The sequence below is a fragment of the Mesorhizobium newzealandense genome (assembly GCF_042682145.1).
Taxonomy (GTDB): domain Bacteria; phylum Pseudomonadota; class Alphaproteobacteria; order Rhizobiales; family Rhizobiaceae; genus Mesorhizobium; species Mesorhizobium newzealandense.
Genome location: NZ_JBHUGZ010000001.1, coordinates 163,285 through 187,874, shown reverse-complemented (window position 1 = coordinate 187,874; position 24,590 = coordinate 163,285). Strand labels below are relative to the sequence as shown.

The following is a 24,590-nucleotide window of genomic DNA, read 5'->3' as shown; positions in this document are numbered from 1 at the left end:
CGGCCAGCAGCAGATGCTGGCGATTGCACGCGGGCTGATGACGCGGCCGCGTGCTGTTGCTCGACGAGCCGTCGCTCGGCCTGTCGCCGCTGCTGGTCAAGGAGATCAAGGCAATCATTCTCGGCATCGGCGAGCGCTTCGGCGCTTCGGTGCTGCTGGTCGAACAGAATGCCGGCCTGGCGCTCTCCGTCGCGTCGCGCGGTTATCTCATGCAGAACGGCCGCATCGTCGTCTCAGGCGCAATCGCCGAATTGCGCGACATGTCGCTGATGCGCGAACTCTATCTCGGCGGCGTGGCGGGATGAGCGCTGTGAGCAAGCAGTCAGTCGTGGCTTGCCCTGTCGCGCAACTCCTCGAAGCGGGCATAGCTCTTGGTCAAATGGCTGCGCATAGCGCGCCGCGCCGCGTTGACATCCCTGGCTTCGATGGCGGCGAGAATGGCGCGATGCTCGCGCTGCATCCGCGCCAGGTATTTTTCCCGCTCGGGAACCGTCATGCGGTCGAGCCGCGTCCACTGGCGCGGGATCATGGCGCTGCCGAACGTGTCGAACAGCCGGGTGAAATTGGCGTTCTGCGTCGCAGCCAGAATGGCGCGATGGAAACCGAAATCCTCTTCCGAGCCCGACCCGCCGGCGCGCACCGCCGCCTCCAGCGCGTCCAGCCGCGAGCTCATCTGCTCGAGCGCCGCGTCGCTGCGCCGCTCGGCGGCAAGGCCGGTCGCTTCGACCTCGATGCCCATGCGCAGCTCCAGCACGCGCAGCACCTCGTCGATCGATTCAAGATCGTCTGGCAGGATGGAAAAGGTCCTCGGCAGCGGATCCTTGGCGACGAAAGCGCCGAGGCCCTGCCGCGTGGTGATCAATCCCCGGGCACGCAGTGCTGCCAGCGCCTCGCGCACGACGGTGCGGCTGACGCCGGTGGCGGCGACGATCTCCTGCTCGGTCGGCAGCCGCTGGCCCGGCGCCAGATCGCCGGATTCGATCTGCGCGATCAGCGTGTTGACCAGCCCGGTCCGCAGATTGGGCGCTTGCGGTATGGCGTCGAAAAACATGGGCTCCGCCATCGGGGGACTCCGGTCCGATTCTCCCGCAAGGATTGCATCGACAGGTGCCCGCCGCAAGGTGAGGAAATGCGGCCCGCCGGTGCGGGTCAAAGCAATTCCAGGAAAAGTGTGAACGGTTTTCCGTCCGGAATTGCGTCAAAACTCTAGAATTGTTGGAGGATTGCATGAAAGAACGCATAGGCTTCATCGGTTTGGGCAGCATGGGCGCCGGCATGGCCGACAATCTGCTGCGCAAGGGCTGGCCGCTGACGGTTTGCGTGCATCGCAGCCGCACCGCCGCCGACCGGTTGATCGAAGCCGGCGCCACCGAGGCGGCAAGTCCTCGCGCGCTCGCCGCCGCCTGTGACGTCGTCATCCTGTGCGTCACCGGCTCGCGCGAGGTCGAAATGCTGATCAAGGGGCCGGATGGACTGGCCGCGGCCGGAACGCCGCTGCTGATCATCGACTGCTCGACCTCCAACCCGTCATCGACGACAGCACTTGCAGCCGAACTTGGCACGCACGGCGTGATGCTGATCGATGCGCCGCTGGCGCGCACCCCCAAGGAAGCGGCCGAAGGCAAGCTCGACGTGATGGTCGGCGGCCCGGCAGAGGCCGTCGCCCGGGCGCGGCCGGTGCTCGAGGCGTTTGCCGCGCGCGTCGTCCACACCGGGCCGACCGGCAGCGGCCACACCATGAAGCTGCTCAACAATTTCGTCTCGATGGGCTATTCGGCGATCTATTCGGAGGCGCTGACGCTTGGCGCCAAGGCCGGGCTGACACCGCAGGTTTTCAACCGCGTCATCTCGGGCAGCCGCATGGATTGCGGCTTCTACCAGGCCTTCTTCGATTTCGTGCTGACCCGAAACGAGAACGCCCAGCGTTTTGCCATCGTCAATGCGCTCAAGGATATGACCTATCTCGCCTCTTTCGCCCAGGCCGCCGATGTCGCCAACCCGATCGGTGCTGCGGTGCGCAACGGCTTTGCCACCGCGGTCGCCACCGGCCATGGCGAGAAGTTCGTGCCGGCGCTGTCGGACATCATCGCCGGCCTGAACGGCGTCTCGCTGGTTGAACCGCCGGCGCCACGGGAAGTTAATCCGGATTGAGCCTATCTTTCCGGCACGGACCCCAAGCGGGAAGATGGCGGCGTACTCCTCCTCTGTTGCCTGGACACTGAAGGTCGCGTTTGCGGCGTCGTCTATGGATGGCTGGCGAAAGCCGCCATTAGGGTCAAAACCCAGTCACGCTGAACGACCGAGTTCGACCCCATAGCTGCCATCCGAACTTTCCGCCCGCAATGCCTCTGGCAATATGGTTCTCATTCTGCCGAACTTGTCTATGATCGGGGATGGACGCACGTTTCAAAGTCTTTGCCAGAGCAACACTTTTGACAGTCATGCTTGCGGTTGGCGGACCGGCGGTCGCGAGCGAACTGGCCGCGACGGCTTCCAAGCGGATTGCCTTATGCCACGGCTATGGTTGCAACTATCGCACCATGCTTGTGCTTGGGTCCGGCGACTACAGTCGTTTCCGTTCTATCTTGCATGCGGGCGCGGGTTCAGCCCGTGCCGAACGTTCCGCCATTTCGAAGGCTGTCCGCTATTTCGACCAGCGCATTTTCCAGGCCACCGGTGTCCGCGACCAGCCGCAGTCGGAATTCGGTGCATCGCGTATCAGGGGCCAGATGGATTGTGTCGACGAATCGACCAATACGCATACGCTGCTGGTCTATCTTGCCGAGCGAAAACTGCTCACGTTTCACAAGGTCGAGGACAATGCCTCGCGCGGCCTGTTTGTCGACGGACGCTATCCCCATTGGACGGCGGTGATAAGTGATCGCGGCGGGACCCGATGGGTGGTGGACTCCTGGTATGCGGCCACGGGCGGCGCACCGGACATTTTTCCGCTGAGCCAGTGGAAGGAACGGGGCGTGCTGAAAAGTGGTGCGCTGGACTGACGATGGGCGCCTTAGGTGGGAAAATCAGTTAGCGGGCGTGCCGAGAGCATTACCGTGAACTCATGAATGCGGAATGACCGAGATGGGGTGGACAACGGCCTGTCCGCTGCTGGCGATCAGTAGGGACAAGCCGCCGTCCAGCGGTGCTATTTCAGCGGCAGGAACAGCTCCGCGACCGTCTCATGCTCCGGCACCTCCGGGAAGAAGGCGAGGCGTTGGCAGTAGAGAGGGAAATCCCTCGCTTCCTCGCCGCTGGCCGGCAGCCAGTCGCGATAAAGGTAGAGCGCGGCAGGCTCCAGATTGTGGGTGTTGCCGACGACGCGTAGCACCGCGCAGCGTCCGCCGGGGATCTCGCCGGCCTTGATCTGCTCGCCGTTCGCCTCGATCGGTTGGTCGGTCCCGACACAAAGGTCCACGCTATAATCGGCAGGCGACGCAGGGCGCCGCTCGGAACGCCAGACATTGAAGGTCGGACTTGTCTTGGGTGACAGGCCAGCGGCCTTTCGCCACGCGATGAACCGCTGGATGGTGACGCCGAGCGTCGCCGGGTCGCCCCGATGTTCCACGATCGCCACAGGCGTCGGGGGCACATCGCGAATCGTCACGTCGTCAGTGGTAAAAGTCTTCTGCATGAGCTTGCTCCTGGCGTTGTCGAGAGGCCCGAAGGCCGCAAGCCACGGCTCCCAGTCGGGAGACTTCCGGAACGACGAAGGCGATTGCCCGAACCGTTGCCGAAAGGCGCGGGCGAAGGCATCGGGTGCATCGTAACCGGCATCCATCGCTATGTCCGTGACGCTTTGGGCGTCCCTGTAGGCCAGCCGGTACGAAGCGCGCTTCATGCGGGCAAGCTGGACATAGCGATGCACGGACAACCCGAAGGTGGACGTGAACTGCCGGTGGAAATGGTATTTCGAGAACGCCGCGACGCCGCTCAACGCATCCAGGCCCAGATCGTCGTCGAGATGCCGGTCTATGTGGTCCAGCACCCGCTGCATTCGGGCATGGTAGTTTGCAAGTGCCGCCTTCACCGTCTCTTCCTCCGTGGCGACACCAGCTAGGCCCTTCCGGACATGTCGCGCTCGACCGATCTTGCGATTTGGCATGGATCGACAGGTGCCTGCCAGCGCCGTTGCATTGGCGCCGCCTCAGGTCGAAAATGCCCCCATGGAAGCAGTCCGATTTCCCAAGCTCACGACACCAAGGCTCGTGCTTCGGGCGCCGAGGAAACGGGATATCCCAGCATGGTTTGCGCGCGCGACGGATGTCGAAGCCGCCGCCCTTGCCGGCGATCCCGTTCCCGACGACATAAGCGCAGGCGAGCGATGGTTCGCCCGTTCGCGTCAGCGGTTCGCTGACGGTAAGGCGATCCAGTGGTCCATAGACCAGGCAGGAGTATCGGACGCGATCGGGACGATAACCCTGTCCTTCGGCGCAACCGACGCCAAGGCAGCCGCATTGGGATTTGTGCTGGCGCGTGCGCATTGGGGGCACGGACTGGGCAGCGAGGCGGCGCGCGAAGTCCTCCGCTACGCCTTTGAAACTCTGGCGCTTGAACAGGTGACGGCCGAGGCGGCGGCGCGCAATTTCGCGTCGCTGCGGATATTGGCGAAGCTCGGCTTCAAACATGGCGAGAGCTTCATCGATGAGTCCGACGGCGAGCGCTGCGAGCGTTTTGCGCTCGACGGAGACATCGGATCGTCACTGCTGGTGAACAACGCGATGCCAGCCCGATAGGACCTGACCGACTTCAGTCATTCGCAATCACCTCAGTACAGGCGGCATAGTAGCTGATGGCGACGATACCCGGATATCTGTGGGCGAGAGCGAGGACTGGGTCTCAAGCTCGCAGTTGTGGGCCATAAGCGCCTTCACGGTCTCAAGTGGGCTTTCATAACGGGCTATCAGCTTCTCCGCTTCGGCGTGCAGGTCGGCTTTGGATTCGGCATCCAGGTGCATCACGTTGGTGGTGCCGTAGTCCGCCTTCCCCTTCATCCGCTCCGCGCACATGATGGCAAGGAATGGCGGCGACGTTCCGGCCCGTGGACTCGGCCAGCCGTCGGCCATACAATCCCGGTCCTGCTGAAAGGCAAGGCCCGACATGACCGAAGGACGCGTCCAACGCCGTCTTGCCGCAATCCTAGCCGCTGACGTGGTGGGGTATACGCGCCTGATGGGCAGCGACGAGGCGGGCACACTTGACGAACTGAAGACGATACGGGCCCACCTTATCGACCCAAAGATGGCCGAGCACCAAGGCCGCATCTTCAAAACGACTGGCGACGGCATCCTCGCCGAGTTTCCAAGCGTCGTGAACGCCGTGGCTTGTGCCGTTGCCATGCAGCGTGCCATGTCGGATCGCAACGCAGACTTGTCCGAGGACCGAAAGATACAATTCCGCATTGGGATCAACCTCGGCGACGTAATCGTCGAGGATGACGATCTGTTCGGTGACGGCGTGAACGTGGCGGCAAGGCTCGAAGGCATCGCTCCTGTTGGAGGTGTCATGGTTTCGGGCACGGTGCGAGATCACCTCGGAAACCGGCTTGACCTGCAATTCGACGACAACGGTGAGCAGATACTTAAAAATATTGAGCACCCCGTGCGAGCTTTTGCGGTGCGTCTCGACGGTCCCGGAGCGAACCCCACTTCGCCGGCCTCGCTTTCGGATAAGCCCTCCATCGCTTTGCTGCCGTTCGTCAATATGAGCGACGACCGTCAGCAGGACTACTTTGCGGATGGGATTACAGAGAACGTCATCACCGGATTGTCTCGGTTTCGCGATCTTTTCGTCATCGCGAGCAATTCGACGTTCGCCTACAAGGGCAAAGCCACGAAGATACAGGATGCCAGCCGAGAGCTGGGTGCCCGCTATATCTTGGAGGGCAGCGTACAGAGGTCGAAGGACCGCGTCCGGATTACGGCCCAGCTCATAGACGGCAAGACTGGGCGGCACCTTTGGGCAGAGCGCTACGACCGAGGCATCGAGAACATCTTTGCCGTGCAGGACGATGTCACTGAAAGAATAATCGGCAGTTTAGCCACAGCGTACGGAGGCCGACTGTTAAAGGCGTGGCAAGAGCGCCCGGAAGTCGCGGGGACACGGAACTTTGAGGCCCTGGACTATTTCGTGCGCGGCATGGAGTCTCTCAACCGTTACACAAAAGAGGACAACTTGCGTGCTCGCGAACTCTTTGAGAAGGCGGGTGAACTCGATCCGAAGTTCGGAAAAGCGTTTGCGAAGCTCGCTTGGACGCACATGATCGACGCAAACGACGGTTGGAGCGAGAATCCCGAGGCCTCACTGGCAAATGGCCTGAAATACGCCAATTTGGCGATCGAACGCGACGACGCCGAGGCATGGGGGCACTATGCGCTCGCAGGGCATTGCCTATTTTGCGGACAATACGAACGCGCTATCATTGAGTATCAACGCGCCCTTGAGCTCAATCCAAATGATGCCGACGTGCTGTTGGATTTTGGTTCCTGCCTAAGCTATTGCGGGAGGGCACAGGAAGGCCTTGAGACGGCGCAAAAAGCCATGCGTCTCAACCCTCACTACCCCGAGTGGTACATTCTACAGATTGGCCAGATTTACTACGACGTTCGCAGATATCATGAAGCGATCGCGGCGTTGGAAGGTCTACGAACCCTCGACACCGTATACCAACACTTATACCTGGCAGCGAGCTACGCGGCTTTAGGGAGCAAAGACGAAGCGCAGCAGGTCATCGAGCACGTTTTGCAGCTGGAGCCACGAGCCACAATCACGATGAGAACGACCTCGGACATGGCGCCATACAAGAATTCAAGCGACCTGGAACACCTTCGCGAGAACCTGCGCAAGGCGGGCCTGCCGGAATAAGAAAAAAGCAGGCGCTTTGCCATCTGTACCCGGTGCCTATCCGCCGTCTCTTCGTCAGCCTTTCGACAGCGCGCGAAACCGGGCTGTCGCTCCCGCCATCAATTTTATTGCACCAATTTCATGCCGCTATCCGCCAGCCTGCTTGCGGATAGCCTTCCTCAGTCTCGTGTGCCGCACGGTCGATGCCGCCTCGGCAACCGCCTCACCACCATCGTGCAACCCAACGCGCAGGGCCGCGCCCGCCAGATGGTCGCGCATGGCTTCCTGCGCCGCCTGAACGTCGCCGGCGCGGATGGCGGCCAGGATGCGCTCGTGCTCGCCCAGCGTGATGCGGGCCATGTCGTCTGATTTCTGCTGGTTGCCGGCGGCGAGAATGCTTTCGCGCACACGCTCGGACACAAAGACCAGGAACTGGCCCATGTAGTTGTTGCGCGTCGCCTCGGCGACGGTGCGGTGGAACTCGAGGTCGCTGCGCAGCCAGGCGACGCTGCCATAGGGGGCCGCGCGCATGCCGGCGAGCGCATCGCCCATCGCGGCGAGATCGGCTTCGGTACGCCGCTTTGCGGCAAAGGCCGCCGCCTGCACCTCGAGGATGCCGCGCAGTTCGAACAGGTTGCGGAAGGAGTCGGCGCGCTGCAGCGCCTCGTAGTCGATGGTCAGCACGGTCGGGTTGTTGCTCTCCACCACGAAGGCGCCGCGCCCCTGCTGCGACCAGATGCGGCCTTCCGAGCGCAGCCGCGCGATCGCCTCGCGCACGACGTTGCGGCTGACCCCGAACGTGGTCGCCAGCGCCTGCTCGGTCGGCAGCTGATCGCCAGGCTTCAGGCGCCCCTGCGCGATTTCGCGCGAGATCGAACTCGCAACCAGGGTGGAGAGGTGTGGTCCGCGATTGACCTTGTCGAGCTTCAGCGTCATCGCTCACCTATAGACCATGATTGGCCTTGCTTGCCAGAATGCGGCCATTGCTCAGAATATGGCGCGGATCGAAGGCTTGCTTGATGCCTGCCGCCAGATCAAGGGTCACCGGATCGATCCGTTCGAGGAACGCCTTCTGCTTGACCCGGCCGATGCCGTGTTCGGCGCTGATCGAGCCGCCATAGCGGTCGACGACGGCAAAGATCTCGGCCTCCGCCTCTTCGAACAGATGCTCGACCGCTTGCGGTTCCATGCCTTCCGGCGGCACCACGTTGAGATGGATGTTGCCGTCGCCGACATGGCCATAGGTGACGGCCAGCGCGTCCGGTCGCGCTTCCGCCAGCGCCGCCAGTGCGTCGGTGACGAAATCGGCGAGTTTTGAGATCGGCACCGAGACATCGGTGCGCAGATAGCGGCCGCCGCGTCCCTGGCGTTCGACCATGATTTCGCGATAGAGCCACAGCCGCTCGGCCTGCGCCCGCGTCGATGCGACAATGCCGTCTTCAACGATGTCGGCGACGCCGCCGAGAAAACCCAGCAGCATGGCCGAAAGGTCGATCAACCCGCCGGAGGAAACCTCGATCAGCACATAGGCCGGATAGGCTTTTGTCAGCGGGTCGGGAAAGTCTGCACCTTCGCGCATGGTGATTTCGATGCCCTGGCGCAGGATCAGTTCGAAGGCGGTGAGAAGATCGCTGCAGTCGCGCCGCGCCCGCGCGTAGAGCGCCATGGCGTCCTCGACCGAACGCAAGCCCACCAGCGCCGTCTCGATCTGCGTTGGCTTGGGAAACAGTTTCAGCGCCGCGGCGGTGATGATGCCGAGCGTGCCTTCTGAGCCGATGAAGATCTGCTTGAGGTCGTAACCGCGATTGTCCTTGCGCAGCACCTTCAGCCCGTTCCAGATCCGGCCATCGGCGAGCACCACTTCGAGGCCGAGCACCAGGTCGCGCGTCATGCCGTAGCGCAGCACGTTGAAGCCGCCGGCATTGGTGGCGACGTTGCCGCCGATGCGGCAGCTTCCCTGTGCCCCGAAGGTTATCGGCAAAAGGCAATCGCTCTCTTCGGCGGCTCGCTTGGCGTCCTCGAGGATACAGCCGGCCTCGACCACCATGGCGAAGTCGATCGGGCTGATCGAACGGATACTGTTCATGCGCTCCAGCGAGATGACGATTTCGCCGCCATCCGTGGCGACCGCAGCACCGACGAGACCGGTCAGGCCGCCTTGCGGCACGACCGGAATACGCTCCGCATGGCAGTGTCGCATCAGCGCCGACATCTCCTCGACCGAGGCCGGACGCGCGACCGCCAGCGGACGGCCGAAATGATCGCCGGACCAGTCGCGGCTGTAGCGCGCGAGGTCTTGCGTCTCGGTCAGCAGTCCGCCATCCGGCAGCACGCCGGCAAGGGCTGCTATCAGCGATGCGGAGGTGGGCGGCACGACATTCATGACCTGGCTCTGGACCCTCTGGGAAAACGACTGGACAACCACCTTGCTTGTCGTGTTATCATACAACCCTGATTTAGAACATCAAGCGAGGCCATGTTGCCGCCAGCTGTTTGATGTGGACGGTCAGACCAGCCAATCACCCGACACGGAGGACTTTCCCAATGAGCGACGCCCCGGGCTTTCGCTATATGCACACCATGATCAGGGTTCTCGACCTCGACAGGTCGATTGCCTTCTACACCGAGGTTCTCGGCATGACCCTGCTGCGCCGGGACGACTATCCCGGTGGCAAGTTCACCAACGCCTTTGTCGGCTATGGCCCGGAAGAGACCGAGGCCGTCGTCGAGCTGACACTGAACTGGGGCAGGGAAGAGCCCTATGAGATCGGCACCGGCTTCGGTCATCTGGCGCTCGGCGTCAACGACATCTACGCCGTCTGTGCCGAGCTCGAGAAGCGCGGCGCCAAGATTCCGCGCAAGCCCGGACCGATGCAGCATGGCACCACCCACATCGCTTTCGTCGAGGATCCGGACGGCTACAAGATCGAGCTGATCGGTCTCGACACGATGTAAGGACCTGATCAGGCGGGGCCGCATCGAGCCTTTGATGCGACCCCGTCCGGTCCGCGCTTGCTTGGGAGGCGGTGCGGATGGATCTGTCACTTGATGACCGCGATCTTGCTGCGGTCGATGGTGATGGCGACGGCGGCGATGAGCACCGCGCCGAACACCATGTTTTTCCAGAAAAATATTGACGCCGACGAAGGTCATGCCGATGCGCACGATCGAGATGATCAGCGCGCCGACCGCCGTGCGGGCAACGCCGCCCAGCCCGCCGGTGATGGCGGTGCCGCCGACGATGACGGCGGCAATGGCCGGCAGCAGCAGCTGGTTGGCGAGCACCGGCGAGCCGCTCGACAGCCGCGCCGCCAGCACCACCCCGGCGATGGCGGCCAGCATGCCGGAAGCAGCGAAGGCGATGATCTTGGTGCGGTCGACATTGATGCCCGCCGCCCATGCGGCCGGCTCACCGGCGCCGACGGCAATCGCCTGGCGGCCAAAGCGCGTGTAGCGAAGCGCCAGGAAGCTGGCGATGCCGATGACCGCCGAAATCAGCACCACCACTGGCAGGCCGGCGATCGTGGCGTTGATCCAGGCGGTGTTTTCGCGGCCGCCTTCCTCGATGGTGATGGCGCGGCCGTCGGAGACCCACAGCGCGATGCCGGTGACGACGCCGCCGGTGGCGAGCGTCGCCACGAAGGACGGCACGCGCAGCTTGACATGGACGATGCCGCTTAACGTCCCGAAGGCGAGCCCGGACAGGATCGCCACCGGAAAGGCGGCAAGGCCGAGCGAGGGCAGCAACTGCGCCAGGATGACGCTGGCCAGCGAGGCGACCGCCTGGATCGACAGGTCGATGCCGCCGAGCAGGATGGCGAAGGTGACGCCGGTCGCCAGGATGAACAGCACGGCGGTGTTGGCGAACAAGAGCGCCACGGTCTCGCCGGTCAGAAAGCCGGGCGCGGCGATCTCGATGATCAGCAGCAGCGCGACGAGCAGGACCAGCGGAATGGCGCCCTGCGTCCACTTGCCTTCGAAAATTCGCCTGAGGGAAAACGCTTCATTCATCGGTTCACACCATTGCCCGCAGAAGGTCGATCTGGTTCGGCTTGTTGCCGGGGCTGGCATCGAAACGCGCGGTGATCTCGCCGTCGCGCATCACCAGCACCTGGTGCGACAGGCCGATGGTCTCTTCCAGCGTGTCGGAAATCAGCAGGATCGCCACGCCTTGCGCGGAGAGATCGCGGACCAGTTCGTAGACCTCTTCCTTGGCGCCGACATCGAGGCCGCGCGTCGGATGGTCGAGCACGAGGATGCGCGAGCCCGCCGTCATCCAGCGCGCCAGCACCACCTTCTGCTGGTTGCCGCCGCTGAGCTTGCGGCAGGCGGCATCGGGGCCGGGCGCCTTGATGCGCAGCCGCTTGATCCAGTCGGCGGCGAGCCGGCGCTCCTTGCCATAGTCGATGGCGCCATGGCGCATGACGCTCGACAGGTCGGCCAGCGAAATGTTTTCCGCGATCGACAGGAACATCACCAGCCCTTCGAGCCTCCGCTCGCGCGGGACATAGCCGATACCCCTACGCACCGCGGGCTCCGGCGAGCCGAAGCGCACGGCGTCGCCGGCGATCTTCATTTCACCGGCATCGTGCTGGAGGAAGCCGCCGATCGTGCGCGTGACCTCTTCGCGGCCGGAGCCGACGACGCCGGCAATGCCGACGATCTCGCCGGCCCTGATCTTGAGATCGACGTCGTGATAAGCGCCGCCCGCGCCCAGCCCTTTTGCCTCGACCATCACCGTCTCACGCGGCGCCTGCTGGCGCGCCTCGCGGTAATATTCAGCCTGCAGCCCGCGCCCGACCATGATCTCGTGCAGCTCCGGCGCGGTGACATCTGCCGCGCGGTGCTCGGCGACGACCGCGCCGTCCTTCATCGTGTAGACGCGGTCCGAAATCGCCAGCACCTCGTCGAGACGGTGCGAGACGAAAACGAAGCTGGCGCGCGATTTGAGCGACCGCACGCGCGCGAACAGCACCTCGATATCGGCGGCGTTGAGCACCGAGGTCGGTTCGTCGAGCAGGATGAGCAGCTGTCGCTCGACCACTTCTTCCAGCGTCAGTGCCTTGGCCAGCTCGACCATCTGGCGCGCGGCGAAGGTGAGCTCGGAGGTGCGCGCAGTGACGTCGATGTCGATGCCGATCTTGGCCAGTTGGCGGCGCGCCGCCGCGTTCATGGCTCGCCAGTTGACGATGCCGAAGCGGGTGAAGCGGTCCTCCTCGCCGAGATAGATGTTTTCGGCGACCGTCAAATTGAGCACCAGCGACTGTTCCTGGAACACCATGCCGATGCCGTGCCGTGCCGCATCGCGCGGACTGCGCATGCGCAGCTGCTTGCCGTCGAGGGTCAGGCTGCCGCCATCCGGCCGGTAGCTGCCGGCCAGCACCCGCATCAGCGTCGACTTGCCGGCGCCGTTCTCGCCGATCAGCCCGACCACCTCGTTCGGCCGGACCCCGATCGAGACGTCCCGCAGAGCCTGGACGCCGGGAAAATTCTTGATGATGCCGGATGCCTGCAGCATGGCGGTCACTTGACGATTCTGAGGCGGACGCGGTCGAGCGACAGCGCCACCGCGGCGATGATCATCAGGCCCTGCACCGTCTGCTGGATATAGGGCGAAATGCCGAGCAGGATCATGCCGTTGGCGAGCACGGTGACGATCAGCACGCCGATCAGCGTGTTGACGCCGCCGCCTTCGCCGCCGGTCAAGGCCCTGCCGCCGACGACGACGGCGGTGACCGCGGCAAACAGCCTGCCATCGCCGATGACGGCGTGCGACTGGCCGAGCTGTGCGGCGGCAAGCACGCCTGATATGCCGAAGAAGAAACCGGCCAGCGCGAAGGCGGTGATGCGCACACGCACCACGTTGACGCCGGAGAGCTTGGCGACATCCTCGTCACCGCCGATGGCCAGGATGTGGCGGCCGAGCTTGGTGTGGTACTGGATGATGGCGGCGAGCAGGAACGCCCCGGTCGCGACCCAGACCGCCAGCGGCAGGCCGAGGAAACGGGTCAATGCCAGGTCGCGGATCGAGGCATCGTTGAGACGGATCGCCGAGCCGCCGAGCATATAGACCGACAGGCCAAGGCCGATGAACCACATGCCGAGCGTCGCCATGAAGGAGGGAATCCGCAGCATCGTCTGGACGAGACCGCTGACGAACCCCATCGCGGTGCCGGCGACGACCGCGGCGAGCACCGCCCACCAGCCATAGTCGTTGCCATTGCCGTCATTGGCGGCGAGCAGCACGACCACCATCGCCGCCACCGACAGCGTGCCTTCGACGGAGAGGTCGATGCTGCCCATCAGGATGATGAAGGTCAGCCCCATCGCCAGCGTCAGCGGCACGGCGGCCGAGTTGGCGAGACGCACTAGGTTGCGCAGCTCGATGAAATTGGGATTGGCGATGGCGATCAGCACGCACAGCACGATCAGCACCGCCAGCGGCGCCAGGCTGCGCCAGCGCCTGCCGCCGAACACGGTGGCGATGCCGCTGGGGAGAAATGTCATAAGCGTCGTCCGCTCGATGTCCGAAACGGACTTCAGGGGTTCTGTATGGATTGTCAAGAAACCGCTTCCCGTCTGCTGATGACAGTCGCCGATGCAATGCACGGCGACGATAAAAGGGAGCGGGCCGCCAGGGAGCAGCAGCCCGCCCCGGTGGTCAGGTCCGGATGGCTCCAGTCACCCGACCCCACAGATCGTTCCAGTCGATCTCCGGTTTCGCGTCGACATTGGTCTTGTAATATTCCTCGACATTGTCGTGCGAGATCAGCACCGCCTTGCCGTAGAATTCGCGATGCTCCGGCGGCTCCTTGACCGGGTCGAACTTGCCGATCTTGGCGTTGTAGCCGATGGCCAGTCCCATGCCGCCCTGCCAGAACGGATCCGAGGTGACGGTGCAGGCGAATTCGCCGGTGCGCACGGCGTCGACCGCCGTCTTGATGCCGTCGACACCGACGATCGGCACCTTGCCGGCGAGGCTCTCGGCACGCAGCGCCTCAAGCGCGCCGGAGCCCATGTCGTCATTGGCAGCCCAGATGCCCTTGATGTCGTCGCCGAAGCGGGTGAGCAGGTTGCCCATCAGGTCGAAAGCCTCGGTCGATTTCCAGTTGGCGACCTGGAAGTCGAGCAGCTTGATGTCGGGATTGGCGGCGAGTGCCGCGTCGAGGCCCTTCTTGCGCTCGATCGCCGCGGTGGTCGAGATCAGGCCGCCAAGTGCGACGATGCCGCCCTTGCCGCCGATGGTCTTGAACAGGATCTCGGCGATGGTCTTGCCGCTTTCGATGCCGTCGAACTCGATGTGGGACACATAGTTCGGGTTGAAGTCCTTGGGGTGCAGATCCCCGGGCTTGTTCCATTGCGTCACCACATAGGCGCCGGCCTTGGCGCAGGCCTCGACGATCGGGCGTGCATCAGGCGTGTCGTTGGGATCGGAATTGAGCACCATGTTGCCGCCGGTCTTGGCCAGCATCGCCTTGATGTCGGCGATGCCTTTCTCGCTGTTGCCTTCCGAAACCAGCGTGACGTGTTCGAGCCCTGCCCATTTGGCGTAGGCTTCGGCGCCGGTCTTCCACACCGCATGATAGGGGTTAGACAACGACCGGATCGATGTCACCAGCGTCGGCTTTTCCTGGGCGCGCAAAACCCTCGGCATGGCGAGCGCCGCCATGCCGGCGGTGGCGCCCATCATCAGCGTCCGGCGGCTGACCGTGCCGGAAAGCGTCAAACTCTTCCTGTCCTTCATTATCAAACCTCCCAGTTGAAATCTGTTTCCCGCCCGGCGGCTTGCGCGGGGGAGCGCGGCCGGGCCTCCGATCGACGGGTTGTCAAGTTCCTCTACTTGTACGACAACCCTTCAACACGATAACCATACCCTTTCTCTTGACGCGGCACAAGCGACTTGAGATCGTTGCACGCGGGAGGGCAGGGCGCTGATTTTGCCCATGCATGGGAGCGAGAATGTCGGATTACATCATTGTCGGCGGCGGCTCGGCCGGCTGCATTCTGGCCGCCAGGCTGAGCGAGGATCCGGATATCTCCGTCGTCCTGCTCGAGGCCGGCCCGCCCGACACCGACCGCTACATCCATCTGCCGGTCGGCTTCTTCAAGATGACGGCAGGGCCGCTGATCTGGGGCTATGACACGGCGCCCGGCAAGGCAATCGACGGCCGCACCATGGTCTATCCGCAGGCGCGTGTGCTTGGCGGCGGCTCTTCGATCAACGCCCAGGTGTTCACCCGCGGCTGCCCTCAGGACTACGATGGTTGGGCTGTCGACGATGGCTGCGCGGGCTGGAGCTACGCCGAGGTGCTGCCGTATTTCCGGCGCTCCGAGGGCAACGACACCTTCGCCGGCCCGCAGCACGGCACCGATGGCCCGCTCGGCGTTTCCAGCGGCGCACCGCATCCACTGACCCGGGTCTTCGTCAAGGCGGCGCAGCAGGCCGGTCTTCCGTTCCGGGCCGATTTCAATGCCGGCCAGCAGGAAGGCACCGGATTCTACCAGACCACGACGCGTCAGGGGAAACGCAGCAGCACGGCGGTCGCCTATCTCAGACCCGCACTTGGCCGCAAGAACCTCACGCTGCGCACCGACGCCACGGTCAGCCGCATCGTCGTCGAAAATGGTCGCGCCATCGGCGTCGAGATCATCGTCAATGGCCGCACCGAGCTGTTGCGCGCCGGGCGAGAAGTGATCGTCACCGCCGGCGCCATCGGTTCGCCCAAACTCTTGATGCTGTCCGGCATCGGCCCAGCCGCACATCTTGGCACGCACGGCATCAAGGTGATCCACGATCTCGCTGGAGTCGGCCAGGACCTGCACGATCACATGGATGTCGACGTCGTCGCCGAACTCAACGGGCCGCATGGCATCGACCGTTACAAGAAGAAGCGCTGGCAGGCGGTCGCCGGCCTTGAATACGCGCTGTTCGGCAAGGGGCCGGTGGCCTCCAACATCGTCGAAGCCGGCGGCTTCTGGTGGGGTGACCGTGCGGAGAAGACGCCCGATATCCAGTTCCATTTCCTGCCCGGCGCCGGCGTCGAGGAAGGCATCGGCTCGGTTCCCGGCGGCAATGGCTGCACGCTGAATTCCTACCATGTCCGCCCCCGCTCGCGCGGCAGCGTCACGCTCAGCTCGGCCGATCTGCGCGATCCGCCAATCATCGATCCCAACCCCTTCGCCGAACGCTACGACCTGGAGCGCGCCGTCGACGGCATCGAGATCAGCCGCGAGATCCTGTCTCAGCCGGCCTTCGCCAAATACCTCAGCCGGGAGCACCTTCCGGGTGCGGGCACCAAGGGACGCGCGGCACTCGAAGCTTTCGCCCGCGAGCATGGCCGCAGCGCCTATCACCCGGTCGGCTCCTGCCGGATGGGCGGCGATGCGCAAAGCGTCGTCGATCCCGAGCTTCGTGTGCGTGGCCTGCAGGGCCTGCGCGTCTGCGACAGTTCGGTGATGCCAAGCATCGTGTCGTCAAACACCAATGCCGCCGTCATCATGATCGCCGAAAAGGCAGCCGATATGATCGCCGGGCGGAGCCCGTTGCCGGCGTAGATAAATCAATCGTCCGGGAACATCGAGCGCGGCGGGAAGTCGGCGCGGGTGTAGTCGACAACGATGAACTTGCCGCCTTGGTACCGCTCCACGACCGGATTGTCCGTCACCTTGCCACGGACGCGCTCGGCCTGGCCGTCGGAACTGTCCAGCGGCGTCCAGCCGATCTTGTTCCTGGCATCGTGCCGCCAGAAGCCACGGCTGTTGTTGGACTGCCCCCAGATCACCGAGCAGCCGACCTGTTCGGCCTCGGCGCAACGCTCGATCAGCCTGATAAAATCGTCATGCGATATCCAGGTCGACAGGATCCTTTCGTCCGGAACCTCCGGCAGCACAGAGCCGATGCGGATCAGCACGCTTTCGACGGCATGCTTGTCCCAATACAGCCGCGCCAGCATTTCGCCATAGGCCTTCGACAGGCCGTAATAGCCATCCGGCCGCAGCAGGCAGTCCTGGTCGAGAATCTCCGTTCGCTCGTAGAGGCCGACGGCGTGCACCGAGGAAGGAAAAACCACGCGCGCCTTCTGGCTGCGCGCCGCCTCGTAGATGTGGAAGCTGCCGCGCAGATTGGGGCCAAGCACCGTCTCGAAGGATTGTTCGGTGGATATGCCGCCGAAATGCAGGATCAGCCCGCAGCCCTGGGCGAGATCGTTCACCGCCTGCTGATCCTCGAGATCGGCAATGTCGAAACTTGCCTTGTCCGGCAGCGGGATCGGCAGGGGCACCACATCGGTGAGCCGCAAGGCCCAGCCGAGCGCCGCCAGCCTGGCCGAGAGCAGGCGTCCGATCGTGCCGGAGGCTCCGGTCAACAGCACCGGTTTGTCGCGGAGTGCCAATCCCTGTCCTTTCATGATAGGGAAATCGGGAGACATGTTCGCGCCGGCCTGGCAAGGCGAACGGAGATTGCGCGCGTCATGCGCCCCGTAGATGTCATCATATCACCATACAAATAATGGGTTGCCAAGAACAGCGGTTCGTTTATTGCTTGGTGGCGATGAAACGTTCCTTTGGCCTTCCTCCTCAGATCAGCCGCACGGCGCAGGTGGCCGACTGGTTTGCGCGCGAAATACGCGCCGGCCATCTGACCAGCGGCGAGAAACTGCCGACCGAGCAGGAACTGATCGCGCAATTCGGGGTAAGCCGTACGGTGATTCGCGAGGCCATGGCTTCGCTGCGCTCGGAAGGGCTGGTTGTCAGCCGCCAGGGTTCCGGTGTGTTCGTCGCCGACCACGAGGCCAACACCACATTCCGCATCGTCTCCGACGAGCTTCACTCGCTGACCGAAGTCCAGAACGTGCTGCAGCTGCGGCTCGCCGTCGAACTCGAAGCGGCCGGCATCGCCGCCGAGAAGCGCAGCGACGACGACCTTGCCCGCATGCGCGATTGCCTCGATGCCATCGACGCGTCGATCGCCGCCGGCGAGAGCGCGATCGAGCCGGATTTTGCCTTCCACCGGGCGATCGCCTCGGCCACCGGCAATCCCTATTTCGAGCGCTTCATGCATTTTCTCGGGCCGGTCATCATTCCGCGCCAGTCGATCCGCCCGCGGACTGAGACGCCGGAGCAGCGGCGGCTCTACCTCGAACAGGTCCAGATGGAGCATCGACGCATCTATCAGGCCATCGAGCGGCAGAATGTCGAAGCCGCCCGCTTCACCTTGCGCGAACATCTGGAGGCCGGCCGCGAGCGCTATCGCCGCATGGTCGACGGTTCGGCCAGGTCGTAGAGCAATTCCAGGAAAAGTGTGAAACGGTTTTCCGTCCGGAATTGCGTCAAAGTAAAGAGATGGATCGGTTCGGCGTTTCCGTAAGACGGTGAACCGATCCAGCACGGCGTCAAACCTGACCTTCGATCCGTTTGAGCAGCCCATCCGATCTCACGCCAGCTCTGCGACCGGCATGCGGCAGGACTGCATGAGGGCCGCGAGCTGCCGCTCCTCATCGACTGTCAAGTCGAGAAGCGGCGACCGGACCGGACCGCAGTCGATCCCGGCGATGCGCGCGCCGGCCTTGACGATCGAGACGGCATAGCCGGCGCGCCGGTTGCGGATGGCGAGATAGGGCAGGAAGAAGCTGCGGATGATGTCGCCGACTTCCGCCGTGCGCCCGGCCCGCAGCGCGTTGAAGAAACGCAGCGCCATCTCGGGCGCGAAATTGTAGATCGCCGACGAATAGGTCGTCATGCCGATGGCCGCGGCGGCACTGGCATGGACCTCGGCCGTCGGCATGCCACCGATGAAGATCAGGCGGTCGTCCATGCGGTAGCGCAAGGCGGTAAGCAGCTCGATGTCGCCGACGCCATCCTTCAGCCCGATCAGGTTCGGGCAGTCCTGCGCCAACCGGTCGAGCGTCTCGGGCGTCAGCACCGCATTGTCCCTGTTGTAGGCGATCACGCCGATGCCGACCGAGCGGCAGATGGCGGTCAGATGCCGGCGCAGGCCTTCCTGTTCGGACTTGACCAGGTAGGGCGGCAGCACCAGCAGGCCGTCGGCACCATTGGCCTCGGCGGCCTTGGCGAACTCGACCGCCATATGCGTGCCGTAGCCGACGCCGGCCAGCAGCGGCAGGTGATCGGGAACTTCATCCGACGCTGCCCGCACGACGCGTTTGTACTCCTCGAGCGTCAGCGAAAAGAACTCGCCCGTGCCGCCGGCGGCGAAAAGTCCGCTTGCTCCGGCAGCGCCCTGCAGTGCGACATGGTCGCGATAGCCGTCTTCGTTGAAGGCGCCGTCGTCGTGGAAAAAGGTCAGCGGAAAGGACAGCAGCCCGCGGCCAAGGGATTTGGTCAGCTCGGTGGGTGAGAACGTCAAAACGAATACTCCGTGTATGGGGCCGGCAAATGGATGGTCGGGCCGGCAATGGTTTTTGCGGCCGTGGCGTTGGGTGGGCTCATAGGATGCCCGGCCGGACTTCGGCCGCGGCGGCGTCGATCGCCTTGCGGCCGAGGCCCGACTTGACGATGCGGATCAATTCCTCCTCGCTGGTGTCGGTCGTGGACGCGTCCAGCGCGACCTCGCCAGAATGCAGGAAGTTGATGCGGTCGCAGACTTCGAAGATCTGGTTGTAATTGTGCACGATCAGGATCACCGAGACCTGACGCTGCTGGCGCAGGTTCTGGATCAGACCCAGGACATGCGCGCTTTCGCGTACGCCGAGGGCCGCCAGTGGCTCGTCGAGGACCAGGATCCTGGGCGACGAATAGATCGAGCGGGCAACGGCGATGCACTGGCGCTGTCCGCCTGACAGAAGATCGACCGTGCTGTTGACGCTGGGGATCGAGATGCCCAGCGTGTCGAGGTAGATCTGCGCCTGTTCGCGCATCTTCCTGTTGTCGAGCAGGTTCAGTCCCAGAATGCGCTTATGGTATTCGCGGCCGAGGAACATGTTGTGGAAGACGCTGAGGTCGCCGATCAGCGCGAGGTCCTGGTAGACGGTCTCGATGCCCTGGGCGCGCGCATCGCGCGGCGAGGCGAAACGCACCTCCTTGCCTTGCGAGACGATCGTCCCGGTGTCGGGCTGGTGAAAGCCGGACAGGATCTTGATCAGCGTCGACTTGCCCGCGCCATTGTCGCCGACCAGGGCCAGGACCTCGCCCTGGCGCAGCTTGATCGAGACGTCGACAAGTGCTGTGACGGCGCCGAAACTCTTGGAGATGTTGGACATTTCCAGCACCACGGGCGCGTCGGCTGCGAGCGGTGGAATGGTCTGCGTGTTCATAGGCGCCTCCTTGTGCGCAGCCGGTCGACCTGGATGCTCAGGATCATCGCTGCGATGATGGCGGCGCCCAGATAGATGTCGGAAACGGTAGCCTGGGCGCCGATCATCACCAGGCCGTTGTTGAGCGAGGCGACCACGAACGCGCCGATCAGCGCGCCGATGACGGTGCCGGAGCCGCCCAGCAGCGAGGTGCCGCCGATGACCGCGGCCGCGATCGCCTGCAAGGTAAGGAACGGGCTGCCGGCCTGCGGGTCGGCGGATGTGAACTGGGCCGTGTTGATGATGCCGGCGAACGCCGCGCAGCCGCCGGCGATCATGAAGTTGTAGATCTTCATCCGGTCGGTGCGCACGCCGATCTCGCGGGCGCCGATGATGTTGCTTCCCGTCGCGATCGTGTGCAGGCCGAAGGTGGTGCGGTTCAGCGCCAGCGCCAGCGCCAGCACGATCAGCACCGTCCACAGGAAGGGCGTGAAGGCGGTCACGCCATGCCAGGACAACAGACCATCCGACGGCTGGTAGAGGCTCTGCCCGAAGATCGCGTTGAAGGGCTGTTCGACCGGCGCCACGATCGGCTGGCTGTTGTAGATCGAGACGACGATGCCTTGCAGGAAGAACAGCATGCCGACCGTTGTGATCAGCGACGGTACGCGGAAACGCACCGTGATGATGCCGTTGATGGCGCCGACCAGCACACCGATCAACACGCCGATCACCGCACCGACCGCCAGCGGCACGCCCCAGGTGACCGACAACAGCGCCATGACATAGGGCGCGATCGAGAAGATGGCGCTCAGCGAAAGATCGATCTCGCCGGTGATCATCAGCATGACCTCGGCGGCGGCGATCAGGCCGAGCCGGCCGGTGTCGCGCAGCACGACGCTCATGAATTGCGGCGACAGGAATCCGCCATCGCTGCCGACCTGGAAATAGATGACCAGCACGATGGCGACGACGGCGATGCTGGCCTCGCGATAGCGGGAAAGCAGGATGAGCAGCCTTTCCGTCATCGTCTGCGGGATCTTGACGCCAACGGCGCTCTTCCCGGCTTTTAAGGGTTCGATTGACGGCACTCTTGTCTTCCTGTTTTCGAATTCTGGGCGAAGGGACGGATCGGCGGCGGGCGAGCCGATTGCATGGCGTGCAGCCGACGGTGTCCCCGCCCCGTCATCGGAAAATGACGTGGCGAGGGCAGGCGTTTCGCTTGGCTGAACAGTGTCAGGTCGGCTCGACGTCGCTGCGGCCTTCGAAGCGGGACTTGCCGACATAGGCGTCGACATTGTCCTTGGTCACATAGGCCTGGCTGGTGTCGCTGTTGGCCGGGCCGACGAGACCGCCCGACAGCTTGTAGAGATACATCTGCTGGACCGGCAGGAAGCCCTGCAGATAGGCCTGCTGGTCGGTGGTGAAGTTGACGTCGCCCGACTTGATGAAGTCCAGCGTCTGCGGGAACAGATCGAAGCCGGCCACCGCGCCGCCGGCTTTCACCAGGCCATATTTGTTGGAGATGAAGCCGCAGGCATAGGTGTCGGAACCGCCGGTGCCGAACATGCCCTTCACGTCCTTGTGGCTGAGATAGTAGCTCTCGACGCGCGAGATTTCCGTTGCCGGATCGGGGCCGGTGTTGACGACATCGTAGGTAACGCCGCTGCCGCTGTCCTTGATCGCCTGGATGTAGCCATCGAGGCGCGGCTGCGTGTTGAGCGAGCCGGGAACGCCGATCGACAGCATGACGTGGCCGCCCTTGGGGATCAGCTTCAGCCACTTCAGCGCCGAGTTGTAGCCCGACTGATAGAGCGGCTGGCCAACATAGGACAGCCGCTTGTTGGGACTGCCGACCGGCACGTCGGCGTTGAAGGCGACGACCGGAATGCCGGCCTGGGCGGCCATGTCGGCGGCCGCGTCGAAGGCCGTCGGATCGACCAGGCAGACGGCAATGCCGTCCGATTTCTGCGCGATCGCGGTCTGCATGGCGCTGACCATCTCGGAGACGACGTTCTTCTGCGAACCCGTCCACTGGTAGCTGCACCCGAAGGCGGCGCAGGCGTCCTGAATTCCGTAGACCGTCGGGGTGAAGAACTGGTCCAGCGTCACATGGCAGACGAAGTGGAACTTATAGGGCTTCTTCGGCAGGCCGGCCGATGAGTCCGCCGCCTTGGCGGCGCTGATACCGCCGGCCAGTCCTGCACCTGCCAATCCGCTGGCAAGGCCGGCGACACCGAGACCGAGTTTGCCGGCCAGTGCGAAAGCACTCCGCCGGCTGATGGCGGCATTCACCATCTGCATCTGATTCTTCGTTTCTTCGTCCACTTGGTTCCTCCCTCTTCGTTTTGCGGGCTTGCCCACATTTGTCATCTGGTTACATTGTTATATGACAACTTTTGTGTCAATGCTTTTTCGACACCGGTTTCACGACGGGCTTTTTGCGATCGCAACACGGTGCGGAAAGGCTGCCGCTTGGCCGGCACGATGGACAGGGATTACAGGAAGAGAAAATGGCTGAAATCGAATTCAGGGCTGTCGCGAAGAACGGCCTGAAGGTGACGACGATCGGGCTCGGCGGCACCGGGCTGGGCAACATGTACCGCGCCGTCGACACCGACGCCGCGGTCAAGACGGTGCATGCGGCCTATGACAATGGCATCCGCTATTTCGATACCGCGCCGGTCTATGGCTTTGGCGTCAGCGAGGCCCGGCTTGGGCTGGCGATCAAGTCGCTGCCGCGCGCCGACATCGTCATCTCGTCGAAGATCGGTTACGACCTCGTGCCGATCCCGCCCGAGGACCTTCAGCCGGCGCTGTGGGACCAGCCCGGTTCCTTCCGTGCCGAGTTCGACTATTCGCGCGATGCCGTGATGCGCTCGCTCGAAGGAACGCTGAAGCGCCTCGACACCGACTATGTCGACATGGTCTCCATCCACGATCCCGATGAGGCCATTCATTTCGGCCCCGGCGAGGATCCCTATGCCAGAAGCCGCTTCAGGGAAGCCATGGACGGCGCCTATCCGGCGCTCGACGATTTGCGTTCGCAAGGCGTCATCAAGGCGGTCGGAGTCGGCATCAACCAATGGCAGATGCTGTCAGACTTCGTCGTGGCGGGCGCGTTCGACTATTTCCTGCTTGCCGGCCGCTATACCTTGCTCGAGCAGGAGCCGCTGGCGGCCTTGCTGCCGCTGTGCGAACAGCGCGGCACCAGGATCATCATCGGCGGGCCCTACAATTCGGGCATCCTGGCCACGGGCGCCGTCAAGGGCGCGACCTTCAACACCAGGCTGGCGCCGGAGCCGGTGCTTGAGCGTGTCCGCCGCATCGAGGCGATCTGCATCCGTCACAAGGTTTCGCTGCCGGCGGCCGCGCTTCAGTTCCCGCTCGGCCATCCCGTCGTCTCGAGTGTCATTCCGGGCGCCCGTTCGGTCGAGGAGTTGAAGCAGAACCTGGCCTATCTGCGCGAGGATATTCCCACGGCCCTGTGGTCCGAACTCAAGGACGCCCGGCTGATTGAAATCGATGCACCCGTACCTGGAGCGTGAGGGCAACTGGCGGCCGATCGGCGCCTGAGGCTTACCGGATCGGCGTCTCGCCGCGAAACAGCGGCTGGTGCGCCCGCATCAAGGCGGCAATCCGGTCGGCGACTTTTCGCACCGGCGGCGAGTGACGTTCCTCGTGATGGGTGACGATCCATTGGTCGGTTTCGAGTTCGGGGATGGGCTGGGCGACGCGAACCAGCCGCGGATCGCTGTCACCGACGAAGCACGGAAAGATCGAAAGGCCGGCGCCGGCGGCCACCAGTTCGCGCACCGAATGGCTGTTGTTGCCGCGCACGGCGATGCGGTCGCCGTGATGGGCTTGCAGCCAGCGCGCCGAAGCAATGTTTGCGCCTTCGCCGGTGACGCCGACGAACAAGCCGGCGGCGATGCCGTTGATCAGGTGGCGTCCGGAATAGATGGCGTGGGCGACCTTGCCGCTCTGACGGCCGGCCAGCCACTGCTCGGTCGGGCGCTCGCTGCGGATGCCGATGTCGGCGGCACGGCGTCCGATGTCGACCCTGTCGGTGGTGGTGACGAACTCCACCCTTATGCCGTCATCGACCGTCCAGATCTCGCCGATATGGGCGGAAACGAAGGCCGAGGTCCATGGCCCGGCCGAGACGCGGACAATGCGGTCGGGCAGGCTTCCCTCGCGCCAGCGGGTCAGCGACTGCATTGCTGCCTCGACGTCTTCGGCGCGCCGCAGCAGTTCTTCACCGACCGGGGTCAGCCGGTAGCCGGTCTGCTGACGCACGAACAGCGGTTCGCCGATCTGCTTTTCGAGCGCGGTGACGCGTCGTCCAAGGGTGGCAGCGCTGAGCCGCGTGGTTCCCGTCGCCGCGCTCAGGCCACCCAGCCGCGCAACGTCGAGAAACAACCGCAGATCGTCCCAGTCGATATCCATTTTGCAGAAATGAAAAACTCCTTGCGACCGTGGCTGTAGCGCGAAGCG

Annotated in this window: 23 protein-coding genes and 1 pseudogene; 9 read left to right on the top strand and 15 right to left on the bottom strand. The window is 63.9% G+C overall.

What is annotated here, in order from left to right; all coding sequences use genetic code 11:
• Positions 1–50: 50 nt before the first annotated feature.
• Complete coding sequence (locus ACFSOZ_RS00890; protein WP_379092373.1) at positions 51–305, top strand: ATP-binding cassette domain-containing protein; 255 nt, start codon at positions 51–53, stop codon at positions 303–305.
• Positions 306–322: 17 nt separating this feature from the next.
• On the opposite strand, the gene ACFSOZ_RS00885 is transcribed toward ACFSOZ_RS00890, so the two are convergent.
• Positions 323–1,063: a FadR/GntR family transcriptional regulator gene (locus ACFSOZ_RS00885; protein ID WP_378923495.1), complete on the bottom strand. Its 741-nt coding sequence runs from the start codon at positions 1,061–1,063 to the stop codon at positions 323–325.
• A 164-nt stretch (positions 1,064–1,227) separates the two neighbouring features.
• On the opposite strand from ACFSOZ_RS00885, the gene ACFSOZ_RS00880 reads away from it, so the two are divergent.
• Positions 1,228–2,151 carry an NAD(P)-dependent oxidoreductase gene (locus ACFSOZ_RS00880; protein WP_379092370.1) on the top strand — a complete coding sequence of 308 codons (924 nt, stop codon included), beginning with the start codon at positions 1,228–1,230 and terminating at the stop codon, positions 2,149–2,151.
• Positions 2,152–2,441: 290 nt separating this feature from the next.
• The gene (locus ACFSOZ_RS00875; RefSeq protein WP_379092367.1) at positions 2,442–3,002 is read left to right on the top strand and encodes a hypothetical protein; all 561 of its coding nucleotides are present in this window, start codon (positions 2,442–2,444) and stop codon (positions 3,000–3,002) included.
• A 146-nt stretch (positions 3,003–3,148) separates the two neighbouring features.
• On the opposite strand, the gene ACFSOZ_RS00870 is transcribed toward ACFSOZ_RS00875, so the two are convergent.
• Entirely contained in the window at positions 3,149–4,030 is an 882-nt protein-coding gene (locus tag ACFSOZ_RS00870) for an AraC family transcriptional regulator (protein ID WP_379093790.1), read from the bottom strand.
• Positions 4,031–4,115: 85 nt separating this feature from the next.
• Here ACFSOZ_RS00870 and ACFSOZ_RS00865 point away from each other — a divergent pair, with 85 nt between their 5' ends.
• Positions 4,116–4,736, top strand: a complete 621-nt coding sequence (locus tag ACFSOZ_RS00865) for a GNAT family N-acetyltransferase (RefSeq protein ID WP_379092364.1) — start codon at positions 4,116–4,118, stop codon at positions 4,734–4,736.
• A 27-nt stretch (positions 4,737–4,763) separates the two neighbouring features.
• Here the strand turns inward: ACFSOZ_RS00865 and ACFSOZ_RS00860 are convergent, their stop codons facing one another.
• Positions 4,764–5,066, bottom strand: a complete 303-nt coding sequence (locus ACFSOZ_RS00860) for a hypothetical protein (protein ID WP_379092361.1) — start codon at positions 5,064–5,066, stop codon at positions 4,764–4,766.
• Between the two features lie 34 nt (positions 5,067–5,100).
• Between ACFSOZ_RS00860 and ACFSOZ_RS00855 the strand changes: the two genes are divergently transcribed.
• Complete coding sequence (locus ACFSOZ_RS00855; RefSeq protein ID WP_379092358.1) at positions 5,101–6,864, top strand: tetratricopeptide repeat protein; 1,764 nt, start codon at positions 5,101–5,103, stop codon at positions 6,862–6,864.
• Between the two features lie 126 nt (positions 6,865–6,990).
• Here the strand turns inward: ACFSOZ_RS00855 and ACFSOZ_RS00850 are convergent, their stop codons facing one another.
• On the bottom strand, positions 6,991–7,779 hold the full coding sequence (locus tag ACFSOZ_RS00850) for a FadR/GntR family transcriptional regulator (protein ID WP_379092355.1): 789 nt from the start codon (positions 7,777–7,779) through the stop codon (positions 6,991–6,993).
• Positions 7,780–7,786: 7 nt separating this feature from the next.
• Positions 7,787–9,226, bottom strand: coding sequence for an FAD-binding oxidoreductase (locus tag ACFSOZ_RS00845; RefSeq protein WP_379092352.1), 1,440 nt, complete (start codon positions 9,224–9,226; stop codon positions 7,787–7,789).
• Positions 9,227–9,387: 161 nt separating this feature from the next.
• On the opposite strand from ACFSOZ_RS00845, the gene gloA reads away from it, so the two are divergent.
• Complete coding sequence (gene gloA / locus ACFSOZ_RS00840) at positions 9,388–9,798, top strand: lactoylglutathione lyase (protein ID WP_379093787.1); 411 nt, start codon at positions 9,388–9,390, stop codon at positions 9,796–9,798.
• Between the two features lie 240 nt (positions 9,799–10,038).
• Here the strand turns inward: gloA and ACFSOZ_RS00835 are convergent.
• The 4 genes and pseudogenes from ACFSOZ_RS00835 to ACFSOZ_RS00820 form a co-directional block, all read right to left on the bottom strand.
• A pseudogene (locus ACFSOZ_RS00835) lies at positions 10,039–10,854 on the bottom strand (ABC transporter permease); the annotation flags it as partial.
• A gap of 4 nt (positions 10,855–10,858) precedes the next feature.
• On the bottom strand, positions 10,859–12,361 hold the full coding sequence (locus ACFSOZ_RS00830) for a sugar ABC transporter ATP-binding protein (RefSeq protein ID WP_379093784.1): 1,503 nt from the start codon (positions 12,359–12,361) through the stop codon (positions 10,859–10,861).
• A gap of 5 nt (positions 12,362–12,366) precedes the next feature.
• Entirely contained in the window at positions 12,367–13,407 is a 1,041-nt protein-coding gene (locus ACFSOZ_RS00825) for an ABC transporter permease (RefSeq protein ID WP_379092349.1), read from the bottom strand.
• A 97-nt stretch (positions 13,408–13,504) separates the two neighbouring features.
• On the bottom strand, positions 13,505–14,587 hold the full coding sequence (locus tag ACFSOZ_RS00820; RefSeq protein ID WP_379092346.1) for a sugar ABC transporter substrate-binding protein: 1,083 nt from the start codon (positions 14,585–14,587) through the stop codon (positions 13,505–13,507).
• A gap of 215 nt (positions 14,588–14,802) precedes the next feature.
• Between ACFSOZ_RS00820 and ACFSOZ_RS00815 the strand changes: the two genes are divergently transcribed.
• Positions 14,803–16,398 (top strand): GMC family oxidoreductase, encoded by a 1,596-nt coding sequence (locus ACFSOZ_RS00815; protein WP_379092343.1) that lies wholly within the window; start codon positions 14,803–14,805, stop codon positions 16,396–16,398.
• A 5-nt stretch (positions 16,399–16,403) separates the two neighbouring features.
• Here ACFSOZ_RS00815 and ACFSOZ_RS00810 read toward each other — a convergent pair whose 3' ends face one another.
• On the bottom strand, positions 16,404–17,234 hold the full coding sequence (locus ACFSOZ_RS00810; RefSeq protein ID WP_379092340.1) for an NAD-dependent epimerase/dehydratase family protein: 831 nt from the start codon (positions 17,232–17,234) through the stop codon (positions 16,404–16,406).
• Between the two features lie 158 nt (positions 17,235–17,392).
• Between ACFSOZ_RS00810 and ACFSOZ_RS00805 the strand changes: the two genes are divergently transcribed.
• Entirely contained in the window at positions 17,393–18,124 is a 732-nt protein-coding gene (locus ACFSOZ_RS00805; RefSeq protein WP_379092337.1) for a FadR/GntR family transcriptional regulator, read from the top strand.
• A gap of 150 nt (positions 18,125–18,274) precedes the next feature.
• On the opposite strand, the gene kdgD is transcribed toward ACFSOZ_RS00805, so the two are convergent.
• From kdgD to ACFSOZ_RS00785, 4 genes are all read right to left on the bottom strand, one after another.
• Complete coding sequence (kdgD, locus tag ACFSOZ_RS00800) at positions 18,275–19,207, bottom strand: 5-dehydro-4-deoxyglucarate dehydratase (RefSeq protein WP_379092335.1); 933 nt, start codon at positions 19,205–19,207, stop codon at positions 18,275–18,277.
• Between the two features lie 79 nt (positions 19,208–19,286).
• Positions 19,287–20,114: an ATP-binding cassette domain-containing protein gene (locus ACFSOZ_RS00795; protein ID WP_379092332.1), complete on the bottom strand. Its 828-nt coding sequence runs from the start codon at positions 20,112–20,114 to the stop codon at positions 19,287–19,289.
• Positions 20,111–21,184 (bottom strand): ABC transporter permease, encoded by a 1,074-nt coding sequence (locus ACFSOZ_RS00790; protein ID WP_379092329.1) that lies wholly within the window; start codon positions 21,182–21,184, stop codon positions 20,111–20,113. The genes ACFSOZ_RS00795 and ACFSOZ_RS00790 overlap by 4 nt, the downstream gene beginning before the upstream one ends.
• Positions 21,185–21,329: 145 nt before the next feature.
• Entirely contained in the window at positions 21,330–22,421 is a 1,092-nt protein-coding gene (locus ACFSOZ_RS00785) for a sugar ABC transporter substrate-binding protein (RefSeq protein ID WP_379092326.1), read from the bottom strand.
• Between the two features lie 185 nt (positions 22,422–22,606).
• Between ACFSOZ_RS00785 and ACFSOZ_RS00780 the strand changes: the two genes are divergently transcribed.
• Complete coding sequence (locus ACFSOZ_RS00780; protein ID WP_379092324.1) at positions 22,607–23,641, top strand: aldo/keto reductase; 1,035 nt, start codon at positions 22,607–22,609, stop codon at positions 23,639–23,641.
• Positions 23,642–23,672: 31 nt separating this feature from the next.
• Here ACFSOZ_RS00780 and ACFSOZ_RS00775 read toward each other — a convergent pair whose 3' ends face one another.
• Positions 23,673–24,542, bottom strand: a complete 870-nt coding sequence (locus tag ACFSOZ_RS00775) for a LysR family transcriptional regulator (RefSeq protein WP_379092321.1) — start codon at positions 24,540–24,542, stop codon at positions 23,673–23,675.
• Between the last annotated feature and the right edge of the window lie 48 nt (positions 24,543–24,590).

Bases quoted from the DNA above. Each gene is read 5' to 3' on its own strand.
- ACFSOZ_RS00885 (WP_378923495.1), bottom strand. From the start codon at position 1,063: ATGGCGGAGCCCATGTTTTTCGACGCCATACCGCAAGCGCCCAATCTG.
- ACFSOZ_RS00845 (WP_379092352.1), bottom strand. From the start codon at position 9,226: ATGAATGTCGTGCCGCCCACCTCCGCATCGCTGATAGCAGCCCTTGCC.
- ACFSOZ_RS00850 (WP_379092355.1), bottom strand. From the start codon at position 7,779: ATGACGCTGAAGCTCGACAAGGTCAATCGCGGACCACACCTCTCCACC.
- gloA (WP_379093787.1), top strand. From the start codon at position 9,388: ATGAGCGACGCCCCGGGCTTTCGCTATATGCACACCATGATCAGGGTT.
- ACFSOZ_RS00775 (WP_379092321.1), bottom strand. From the start codon at position 24,542: ATGGATATCGACTGGGACGATCTGCGGTTGTTTCTCGACGTTGCGCGG.
- ACFSOZ_RS00880 (WP_379092370.1), top strand. From the start codon at position 1,228: ATGAAAGAACGCATAGGCTTCATCGGTTTGGGCAGCATGGGCGCCGGC.
- ACFSOZ_RS00805 (WP_379092337.1), top strand. From the start codon at position 17,393: ATGAAACGTTCCTTTGGCCTTCCTCCTCAGATCAGCCGCACGGCGCAG.
- ACFSOZ_RS00815 (WP_379092343.1), top strand. From the start codon at position 14,803: ATGTCGGATTACATCATTGTCGGCGGCGGCTCGGCCGGCTGCATTCTG.
- ACFSOZ_RS00875 (WP_379092367.1), top strand. From the start codon at position 2,442: ATGCTTGCGGTTGGCGGACCGGCGGTCGCGAGCGAACTGGCCGCGACG.
- ACFSOZ_RS00820 (WP_379092346.1), bottom strand. From the start codon at position 14,587: ATGAAGGACAGGAAGAGTTTGACGCTTTCCGGCACGGTCAGCCGCCGG.
- ACFSOZ_RS00860 (WP_379092361.1), bottom strand. From the start codon at position 5,066: ATGGCCGACGGCTGGCCGAGTCCACGGGCCGGAACGTCGCCGCCATTC.
- ACFSOZ_RS00795 (WP_379092332.1), bottom strand. From the start codon at position 20,114: ATGAACACGCAGACCATTCCACCGCTCGCAGCCGACGCGCCCGTGGTG.
- ACFSOZ_RS00830 (WP_379093784.1), bottom strand. From the start codon at position 12,361: ATGCTGCAGGCATCCGGCATCATCAAGAATTTTCCCGGCGTCCAGGCT.
- ACFSOZ_RS00855 (WP_379092358.1), top strand. From the start codon at position 5,101: ATGACCGAAGGACGCGTCCAACGCCGTCTTGCCGCAATCCTAGCCGCT.
- ACFSOZ_RS00780 (WP_379092324.1), top strand. From the start codon at position 22,607: ATGGCTGAAATCGAATTCAGGGCTGTCGCGAAGAACGGCCTGAAGGTG.